Annotated in this window: 2 protein-coding genes; one reads left to right on the top strand and one right to left on the bottom strand. The window is 63.9% G+C overall.

Features of this window, described 5'->3' with window-relative positions; all coding sequences use genetic code 11:
- Positions 1-171 precede the first annotated feature (171 nt).
- Positions 172-870 carry a RibD family protein gene (locus tag EN993_RS34335; RefSeq protein ID WP_127266097.1) on the bottom strand — a complete coding sequence of 233 codons (699 nt, stop codon included), beginning with the start codon at positions 868-870 and terminating at the stop codon, positions 172-174.
- 225 nt (positions 871-1,095) lie between these two features.
- Between EN993_RS34335 and EN993_RS34330 the strand changes: the two genes are divergently transcribed.
- Positions 1,096-2,648 (top strand): PAS domain-containing protein (locus EN993_RS34330; RefSeq protein WP_127266096.1); only part of this gene is annotated, 1,553 nt, incomplete at its 3' end.

Below are 2,648 nucleotides of genomic sequence, written 5' to 3'. Positions count from 1 at the left end.
CCAGCGCACTGACCCAGGCACGGCTGGGCTGGCACCCGACCGGCCCGACGCTGATCGCCGATCTCGACGCCATGCGATACGCCGATTGACGGGCTGAAACCTCGGCGCTGAAGCGGACGATATAGGGTCGGTAATCTCAGTCAGATTGCCGACCCTTTTTGTACGAGCGCATCATCCAGGAGTAACTGCGTAGCGCAGATGGACGAGCCCATGCGCCAGCGCCGCGCAGCTCTTCAGAGACAATTGCGTCTTGCCCGCCAGGCCGCTCTCGCCGAACTCGACGAAGGCCTGGTTTGCTGCGCGCCCATCAATGGCAGGCGCCACGAGAAGGCTCAGCTCATCGACAAGCCCGGCCGCGAGGAAGGAGCCGTTGATGCCGGCGCCGCCCTCGAGCAGCAGCCTTCGGATGCCGAGTTCACGTCCGAGCGCCTCGAGCATCGCGGCGAGATCCATGTCCGCCGTTTCCGCGACGATATAGGAAACGCCGTCGGCGGTAAGTTCTGCCAGATGGCTGTCGGCCACGGCATGCCCGAGCAGCACCACGACATGATCGCCGCCGATGTCCGGTTTGGAAAAGTGAAGCTTGCCCGAGGCATCGAGCGCCACGGCATAGCTGCCCGCACCCATTTGCGCGAAATGATAGGGCCGGTCGACCTTGCCGGCTTTGGCCGGCGGATGCGCGCCGGCCTTGCTCATCTCGGCCATGGTGACACGCCCGACGATCCAGCCGTCAGCCGCGAGGTCGTTGTGGATGTGCTCATAGAGGCTTGACCACTCGGCCCGGCTGCCGTCGGGGCTGTTGGTGTAGCGGCTGGGGTGGAGGCTGCCGTCAAGGGATGCCAGCATATGGCAGATGATTTGCGGCTTCATGCGGTTTCTCATGTCAGGGGTTTTGAAAGCTCAGGCTCAGTCCAAGGTAGCGCTGGGCCGAAAGAATGGAAGCAGCGAACAGGTTATTGGCCCGGCCACGCACTCTTATGCCTTATGCGGATATCGCGACAATCCAAACCCGCGCCGTAACCCTTTGTTTTCTTGCGGGGCGTATCCACAAGGGCCGCGTCGCCTGTGGCCGACGCACCAATGGACGCGTGAAGCATGGGTTCACCCTGGTCCGAATTGCTGGCCAATCTCGCCGTCGTAGCGATGTTCGTTTCCGTCTGGATCCACACCCATGTGTGGCTGGACCGCAGGGCGGCTTTGACGCGGGCGACGGCTTTCGGCCTACTGATGGGGGCCGGCGCCGTCATCCTGATGCTGACGCCGATGCAGTTGCAGCCCGGCCTCTTCGTCGATCTGCGCGGCACGATGATCGCACTGGCGGGCTTCTTCGGCGGTCCCGTGGCCTGTGTCATCGCTGGGCTGGCCGCCGTCGCGTTCCGTTTCCATGAAGGCGGTATCGGCGTGTTCGCCGGCGCCATGGGGATCGCCATCGCCACCTTGATCGGTATTGCCGGCCATCTCGCCCTGCGCGGCCGCGCGCCCGGCCGGGTCGACATCCTGATCCTGGCCGCAACGGCCGCCGCCGGCTCGCCGCTCGGCCTGCTCGCCCTGCCACGGGAGATCATGCAGACGGTGCTGCCGCAAGTGGCGCTGCCGACGTCGCTGCTGATCTTTCTTTCGATCATGCTGTCGGGACTTGCGCTCTACCAGGAACGCCGCCGCATCGAGGCACTGCAATCGCGGCGCATCTACAAGGCGGTCGTCGAGGCTCTGCCCGATTGCCTCAATGTCAAGGATCTGGAGGGCCGGTTTATCGCCGCAAATCCGGCTACCGCAAGGCTGATGCGCGCCGTGGATGCCAAGGCGCTGATCGGCAAGACCGATTTCGATTTCTATCCGCAGGAAACAGCCCGGAAATTCCACGAGGACGAGCTCGCCATTCTCGCGGGCGGCGTACCCTCCACCATCGAGCAGCGCCTTCATCACGAAGACGGACCCGACGGTTGGCTGTCGACGCTGAAAGCGCCGTTCCGGGATCACAGCGGAACCATCGTCGGGCTGATCACGCACAATCGCGACATCACCACGCGCAAGCAACTGGAGGACGAACTGGCTGAAAGCCGTGTCCGGCTGGCGGACGCCTTGACGCATATGGCCGACGGCCTGGTGATGTTCGACGGGGATGGCAAACTGGTGCTCGGCAATGCCCAATACATTGCCATGTTTCCACAGACAGCCGACATCCGGATACCCGGTGCCGATTATCGCGATATCCTGCGCATCTCGGCCGCGCGCGGCGAACAGATTGTGCCGCCGGACAAGATCGAGGATTGGATCGGCGGCATCGTGGCGTCACGGAAGCTTCCCAGCAACCGCCAGGAGATCAGGCTTTCCGACGGGCGCTGGCTTGACGTCAGGACGAGGCCGACCAGCGATGGCGGCAGCCTCAGCGTCTACTCCGACATCACCGAGGCCAAGCATGTCGAGGCTGAGTTGCTGGCGGCCAACGAGAAGCTGAACCTGCTGGCCAACCGTGACGGCCTGACCGAACTGCTGACGCGCCGGGCCTTCGATGAAGCGCTGGCGCTCGAATATGCGCGCGGCAAGCGGAGCATGGCGCCGCTGAGCCTGCTCATCATCGACGTCGACTGGTTCAAGCGATTCAACGATCATTACGGCCATCCGGCTGGTGACGAATGCCTGCGCGC

This window comes from Mesorhizobium sp. M7D.F.Ca.US.004.01.2.1, from assembly GCF_003997785.1.
In the GTDB taxonomy this organism is placed as follows: Bacteria; Pseudomonadota; Alphaproteobacteria; order Rhizobiales; family Rhizobiaceae; genus Mesorhizobium; species Mesorhizobium loti.
Note: the sequence above shows the minus strand (reverse complement) of the source record. Positions and strands in the feature narration are given on the sequence as shown.